The sequence below is a fragment of the Brachyspira sp. G79 genome (assembly GCF_002379365.1).
In the GTDB taxonomy this organism is placed as follows: Bacteria; Spirochaetota; Brachyspiria; order Brachyspirales; family Brachyspiraceae; genus Brachyspira.
The window spans coordinates 340,121-347,047 of sequence record NZ_JQIU01000007.1 but is presented as its reverse complement, the minus strand read 5'-3'; the positions used below and the strand labels follow the sequence as shown (position 1 = coordinate 347,047).

9 protein-coding genes are annotated in these 6,927 nt (G+C 26.1%); 8 read left to right on the top strand and 1 reads right to left on the bottom strand.

Annotated elements, in window-relative coordinates; genetic code table 11:
• The 8 genes from KQ44_RS01715 to KQ44_RS01680 form a co-directional block, all read left to right on the top strand.
• On the top strand, positions 1-526 hold a 526-nt coding region (locus KQ44_RS01715; protein WP_096735963.1), incomplete at its 5' end, for a glycoside hydrolase family 19 protein.
• Positions 527-530: 4 nt separating this feature from the next.
• A complete protein-coding gene (locus KQ44_RS01710; protein ID WP_096735962.1) occupies positions 531-968 on the top strand; it encodes a hypothetical protein in 438 nt (145 codons plus the stop codon).
• Between the two features lie 136 nt (positions 969-1,104).
• Complete coding sequence (locus tag KQ44_RS01705; RefSeq protein WP_096735961.1) at positions 1,105-1,644, top strand: hypothetical protein; 540 nt, start codon at positions 1,105-1,107, stop codon at positions 1,642-1,644.
• 80 nt (positions 1,645-1,724) lie between these two features.
• Positions 1,725-2,636, top strand: coding sequence for a hypothetical protein (locus tag KQ44_RS01700; RefSeq protein WP_096735960.1), 912 nt, complete (start codon positions 1,725-1,727; stop codon positions 2,634-2,636).
• Between the two features lie 10 nt (positions 2,637-2,646).
• Entirely contained in the window at positions 2,647-3,138 is a 492-nt protein-coding gene (locus tag KQ44_RS01695) for a hypothetical protein (protein ID WP_096735959.1), read from the top strand.
• A gap of 15 nt (positions 3,139-3,153) precedes the next feature.
• Positions 3,154-3,363, top strand: coding sequence for a hypothetical protein (locus KQ44_RS01690; RefSeq protein ID WP_013113806.1), 210 nt, complete (start codon positions 3,154-3,156; stop codon positions 3,361-3,363).
• A 62-nt stretch (positions 3,364-3,425) separates the two neighbouring features.
• Complete coding sequence (locus KQ44_RS01685) at positions 3,426-3,593, top strand: hypothetical protein (protein WP_240516416.1); 168 nt, start codon at positions 3,426-3,428, stop codon at positions 3,591-3,593.
• Positions 3,594-3,827: 234 nt separating this feature from the next.
• A complete protein-coding gene (locus KQ44_RS01680; RefSeq protein WP_096735958.1) occupies positions 3,828-4,952 on the top strand; it encodes a tyrosine-type recombinase/integrase in 1,125 nt (374 codons plus the stop codon).
• Positions 4,953-6,082: 1,130 nt separating this feature from the next.
• On the opposite strand, the gene KQ44_RS01670 is transcribed toward KQ44_RS01680, so the two are convergent.
• Positions 6,083-6,927: restriction endonuclease (locus tag KQ44_RS01670; RefSeq protein WP_143277843.1), on the bottom strand; the 845-nt coding region annotated here is incomplete at its 5' end.

Sequence of the window (6,927 nt, the reverse complement as noted above, 5' to 3'; positions counted from 1 at the left end):
TTTTCAAAAACATGGTATTACAGACATAAAAGAAGCTGCTATGTTCTTGGCACAAACAACTCATGAAAGCAATAATTATAAAAGACTTGAAGAGAGCTTCAGATACACTCCGCAAAGGCTTTTTGAAGTTTTCAAAAAAAGAGTTGGAAGTTTGGAAAATGCTAAAAAGTTATGTATTCAGGGAGCTGAGGCTATTGGCAACTTTGTTTATGGCGGACGTTTGGGTAATGGCCAAGATGAAGGCTATAAATATAGAGGCAGAGGCATTATTCAGCTTACTGGAAAAAATAATTATAAAAACTATGGTAAAAAAATAAATGCTGACTTAGTTAATAATCCAGACCTTGCCAAAGAGCCTAATAATGCTATAGAGATTGCATTATTATTTTGGAAGGAGAAAGGCTGCGGTTTACTTGCCCGTCAAGGCGATGTGAAAGGAGTTACTAAACTTATTAACGGCGGGTACAATGGACTTGAAGACAGAGAAGAAAGATATAATAATATTTTAAAAATATTAGAAGGTTAAAGTAATGGCAACAACTAGAGAAAGTAAAACTACTGTATTGGAAAAAAGATTGAGCCGTTTGGAACTTCAAGTCGGATATAATGAAGACGGCACAAAAAATGGAAACGGTATTATTCATAAAGTAGAAGAAGTGAAAGAAGAAATTAAAAATCTGAGAAATGATATAAAAAGCTATGATACATATTTAGATAATTTGTCAGAAGATTTTATCAAAATAGATTTGAGAATAGAAAAGCTGGAAAATCATGTAAAAGATTTTTTAACTGAAATACAGGAATATAAAAATAAAATAGATGAAGAATTAAAAGAAATAAAGAAAAGTTTAGAAGGTAATATTACTGTTGATACCTTGCATAAGTTTCAAAAAGCGGTTGTGGGTATAGCAGGACTTCTTACAGCAATAGGTACTATAATAGGGGCTGTTCTTTATTTTACTAAATAAGAAAAAAGCGAAAAAAAGCCAAATCGATAATTTATTATCGATTTACTTATAGGCTTTTTTGAGCATAGTAATAATAAAAGCTGTTCTTTATTTTACTAAATAAAAAAGATTAAAAAATATAATAATAGGAGTATATATGATACCAATAATAACGGGCTTTTTGTCCAAAATAAACAAAAAAATCATTATAGCAGTCATAATGGTTTTAATAGTTTCTATTTTTATAGTATTAATAGCTGCTAAAGACAGTGAAATACATAAAAAAGAAAAAGAGATTGCTCAGTATCAGGAAGATATTAAGGGCTTGGAGCTTAATAATCAAACGCTTCAAAATGAAATATTATTTATTAAAGAAAATGAGAAGTTTCAAAATAGTTTTAGTAATTCTAGTTTAATGATTAAAAATATAGATGAAGAATTACTGACAAGGACAGAGAATGAAACATTTAATAGTATATCTAATAATTTTTATAAGTATTTTAATAATGCTAACTTCATGCAGTACAAAAATAAAATATGTCAAAGTACCGCTTTCTACGCCTCCAGAAATATTTATAATCAAGTCCGTAACAAATCGGCAAGATTTAATGAGAAGATACCAAGAAAGTATTATAAAGATTGGCGAATGGCAGCTATGGTACAACATACAAGTAGGAACGAATTATTACTTATATAAAAAATAAATAATATGTATACAGCTGCTTTTAACTCCGTGTAGCAGCTGTATAAAAACATCCATGTTTTTAGGAGTTTTATATGGCTTTAAGTAAACCTAACGAATATAAAGAAGTATCTGCAAGGCAGAGCGAAGAAACTGTGTATGCAGAAGATATTAATCAAATAATATCAAATATAGAAAAAATAAAAGGAGGACAAGCTAATGAAGCTCCTGTTGCAACTATAAAAGATATTCATGAACGTCTGCTTGCTTTGGAAAGCGGCTCTGTGATTAAACCGCCTTCTGATACTGGAGAAACTTTTGAAGAGGAAGTATATTCATTTGAAAAGACTACTTTTACTTTAGAAGCTGAAAGCGGAAACCAAATATTGAATAGTGATATAATAGATAATATAAATAATTTATCACTAATAAAAAGTACTGATGGTACTATATATTTAAAAGGTAGTTTAACTTTAAAATCAGAAGGTACAGCTGTAATAAAAATAAGCAAAACAATAACAGGGCTAAATAAAAGAAACTTTATAGCTTTATCATACGGAATACCTATTTTCTTATATCCGTATTATAAGGATAATTATATATATATAATACTATCCACGACTTCAAAAGAAATAGAAACTGAAGCAAATATTGGAAATATAAAAATATATGATAATAATATAATAGCTCCAATAGATCCAAAATATGCTGAATATTTGGGTGCAGTTATAACTGAATATTTTGGAATATATTTAATAAATGGAAAATATAGATTAAAAGGTTCTGCTAATAAAGTTTATAATAGTATGGTAATGGGTTTTGTAGATTATGATATAATAACACAATTTTTTAATGTTACAAATCAATATTTATTCTATGAAGATGACAACTTATTAATAAGGACAGAAGGCGGTTTTACAATTAATTCTATTATTCCAATCCTTATTAAGTTTAAAACTAATAATTATATAGTAGATATAGAATGTTCGATTCAGCCAAGTATTTAGAGAGGTTATTATGAAAAGACAGTTTGATACTTTATTTAGACATAATATTTTTAATAATAAAGAACATTATAATTTCTGCAGTAAGTGCAATAAACTTTATGAAAATAAACAATTCTGCGAATGCGGTAATTTTATTAATCTTACTAGGATAGATAAAAATATATCAGATATCATTTTAGAGTTAAACAAAAAAGGATATAAAACTAGTCAGTGCTGCGAAGGTCATATTGAAGATGAATATTTCCATCCGTATATATATTTTAGTTATTTATTTGATGTTAATGTTTACGGCATGGCTAGGCAAATATCTGAAGTTATAGAAAGTGAGAATCTTCCTATTGAAACTGTTTATATGTTCAATAATCAAAACAAGCAGATAGGAACTTTATTTGAAGTAAAAGAAAGTAAAATAACAGAATTAGAAAATAACAGAGAAAAAATAAAAGAGGTATTTATCAATAGTTTTAAGATAATAGCAGAAAAATTAAAAGTTTATAAATAGTTTTAAGGAGTGAATATGTTTAAATTAATATTAATTTTTTTAATAGGTGCTATGGTAGTTTTTACTTTCATTGGAATAGTAAAATACTATAATAAGTTTATGAATGAAAAAGAAGGAACATTTAAAGAGAGATTAAAAGCTCTCATTAAAGAGAAAACATCAATATATTATTTTATTAAATTAACTTACGGATGTGTGATGTTTTTTATAGCTGTAATTTCGTAGGACGCATTATGAACGTATTAAAAGATTTATTACTATGTTCAAAGACTGGCCATCTTTCTAGTATGCGTTTAATCAGCTTATTAGGTTCGGCGGTTATGCTTGTTTGTATAGCGTTTTTGGTTTTTTCTAAAGATGTTAGGCTTGGTGAAGCTCTTCCATTTTTGATGGGTGGTTTGCTTGGACTTGCTGGATTTAAAAGTTATCAGTCAAAGTTTGAAGGCGATAAATAATAAATAATCAATATTACTATTCATCTACCATTTTTTTCTCCTAAATTATAATAAAATGTTTTATGAGCGAAGCTTAAAAAGCTCCGCTCTATTTTTTTATTAATGAAATCTAAAAAATATTTAATGAAAATTAATTTAATACGATAATAATTATATATCAAAGCAGCTCTGTTTTTTATTTATAAAAAAACGTAACCAAACTTTTTATAAATAAAAAAAATGGAGCTGTTTCTTATGAAAACACTAGATTACTTAAAACTATACGACAATAATAATTCTAATTTAATCATTAAATATCTTGAATATATAAAACTCTATAAATCAAAAGCGACTATACAGACTTATGCTCATTCCTTAAAAAACTTCTATGATTTTTTATATTTTTATTACAATAATAGACAGTCCAAAGATATACTATTATACAATACTACCGTATGGTATAATAAAGTAGATAGAAAGTTGATTGAAGATTATATAGTTTATCAAGCTGATAAAAAATTAAGTGCTGATGTTATTCATTGCAGAATTATGGCTGTAAAAAATTATTTTAAGTATTTGCTTAAATTAAAGAAAATAAGCACAGAAACTTTTTTTGATATTTTTGATGAGCTTAAAACTCCAAAGATAATTTTAAAAAATCAGCTGTTAATTAAAGCAGATAAAACTTTATCTATTACAAAAGCTATAGCTAAAAATAAAAATAGAAGTTTTACAGATGATAGAAATATATTTATACTTTTGCTGATGTCTAACACAGGCATTCGCAGAAAAGAGCTTGCCTGCATAGACATACAAAATATAAACCTTTCTAATAATACCATAACTATTTATAAAACGAAAGGGGATAAGCCTAGAATTATTTCCTTTTCTGATCCTATTAAAAATAAATTAATTGAATATTTAAAATTAAGAAAAGAAATATTGAAACAGAAAAATAAAAAACATAGCATGCTATTTATAAAATCAAATGGAGATATTTTTAAAATAAAAACTCTAACTGATATAATGTCAAGCATTTCTAAAAAGACAAATATAAAAGTTACTTGTCATTCATTAAGAAGAGGTTTTGCAACTGACATGGCAGAAAATGGAACCGATGTTTATGTTATATCAAAAATGCTTGGTCATCAAAATATTAATACAACTGTATCAAGATATATTTATGTTTTGGCTGGAATGATAAAAGAAGCTATGGAAAATCATCCGTTTGCTAAGTTTGAATATAGTACGAAAAAAGACTTTTATAATTCTAAAAACGATGAAGTCATTGCAATAAAAAATATGTTTGAAGATTTAACTAACAAGATGAATGACATTATAAATTATCTGCCGAGAAAAACGGATATTAAAAATGCTTAAAAGATAGGCTGTAAAATCTGGCAATCTTACAGCCTGCGAGGTAAATCATGTCTAAAACAAAATATTATAATACTCTTAATTAATATAAAAAGTATTAGAAAATATTAGTTTGTAAAACTGCATATATATAGGTTAAACCCTCAAAATGAAGTATGATGACACCCTTACTTTAAGTATAGCGACACCCTTACTTTAAGTATAGCGACACCCTTACTTTAAGTATAGTGACACCCTTAGATGTTGTATGAGTTTAAAGATATATTAAAGACATGTTAAAGATTAACCTAATGATTATTTAAAGACTTTAAACTGACTAACTGACTTATGCAGATTTTTATTTTTTGAATAATGGCTGAGAGAAAAAATATTTTAATGCTGTTGCGATAATATAATGCAAATCGATGCTTGAAGTATTTATTAGAACGCCTTTATTTGAAGCGTAGAGCCTTATTTTTAGGGACTTTTTCATCTAGGTATACATTTATATATACTTTACTAAAAATCACTCTTTACAGCAGTATTTTAAATTTTTAAAAAAAATGTTTTTTTGTTGACTTTAAAATTATTTTGTGTATATTAGTTAATGCGAATCAAATAGAAAGATGCACCACAAACAAAAGCCTGAGAAACTTTTGTAAGCATTGAAGGAAAGAAAATATGAAAGCTGATAGAGGTATAATACTATCTTCTAAGGAGTTGTATGCTCTAAAGAAAAACAATAGTAATTGTTCTTTAATTTTAATAAGCTCGAAATGCGGTACAAGTGTGAATAACTATCACTCAAATAGTTTCTTTCCTGCTTGTATTTTGATTCGCAATAAAAATAAAGCCTTGTACCGCTTTCTATATATTTTTCTAAAGTTGGTTAAAATAATCGTTCATTCTATTTATACTCCCAAATTATAAATATTAATTAAACAAATATTTTTATAAAAATAAGCCTAAAACAAGATTTTTTATAAAATAATTTTTTTGATAAATAAAAAAGAAAAAATATAATAGCATAGTAAATGTGCATAATAAAAATAAATTATAATCTGCTTAACAATACCAGTACAAATAAGCCTAAAATAAATAATTTTCAAGTATTGTTTATGTGTAATTTTAACAAAAGAGTTTAACTTAAAAAATCAAAACTTACTGTCTCTAAGCATATAGTTAAACTGATTTCTTGTATAAACTTTTATTTTATTATTATGCATAGCATAACTTCTGGCACTGCTGGTAAGCTCTACAGGAAGTATAAGTATTCCATTTTTTGCTCCAGCCTCATTAATAAGAAGTATAAAATCTCTTATAATAAGTTCCCCTACTTCAGTATTTTTCCATCTCTTAAAAGATATTAATGTTAAATCTTTTTTATTTTTATTTGAAGCAAACGCCAAATAATTAACTTCATCTCCGTAATCATAATCTATTAAATGATCATTATATTCCTGTATAGCAGAATACATAAGTTTTTTCTGTATTATATCTTGGCATATACTCTTAAAAGATGCCAAACTTATATCGTATATTTTATCCACTTTTTTTAGTATAACACTTTCTGATGAAGCATTATTTTCATTTATACCGCATTCTAATAATATTTTTTCTATATCCATAGTTTTTTCTAGTTGTACAAAATCAAGGATACTATCAACATTATTAAAACTGCTCTCCCATAACTTCACACTATTTTCCCAAATATCTATATACTGCTTATCAATATATTTTTCATAATTTTCATTTTTATATTTTTCATCATCTTCAAGCTTCATATTATTTCTTAATTTTTGAAGCTGCTCTGTAGCTTTTGAAATTGAAAATAAATATTTAAAAATTCCGTCTAAATCATAAATATTAAATTCAGGGGCATTAAAAAGTCTTATATGCTCAAAATAACTTATAGAACTATTAACATCTTTAATAAAATAATTATAAAAAGCAAAGTCCAATATAATAGCTATTTCATCTTTTTTTATTTCATTAATTT

Bases quoted from the DNA above. Each gene is read 5' to 3' on its own strand.
- KQ44_RS01690 (WP_013113806.1), top strand. From the start codon at position 3,154: ATGTTTAAATTAATATTAATTTTTTTAATAGGTGCTATGGTAGTTTTT.
- KQ44_RS01695 (WP_096735959.1), top strand. From the start codon at position 2,647: ATGAAAAGACAGTTTGATACTTTATTTAGACATAATATTTTTAATAAT.
- KQ44_RS01705 (WP_096735961.1), top strand. From the start codon at position 1,105: ATGATACCAATAATAACGGGCTTTTTGTCCAAAATAAACAAAAAAATC.
- KQ44_RS01700 (WP_096735960.1), top strand. From the start codon at position 1,725: ATGGCTTTAAGTAAACCTAACGAATATAAAGAAGTATCTGCAAGGCAG.
- KQ44_RS01680 (WP_096735958.1), top strand. From the start codon at position 3,828: ATGAAAACACTAGATTACTTAAAACTATACGACAATAATAATTCTAAT.
- KQ44_RS01710 (WP_096735962.1), top strand. From the start codon at position 531: ATGGCAACAACTAGAGAAAGTAAAACTACTGTATTGGAAAAAAGATTG.
- KQ44_RS01685 (WP_240516416.1), top strand. From the start codon at position 3,426: ATGCGTTTAATCAGCTTATTAGGTTCGGCGGTTATGCTTGTTTGTATA.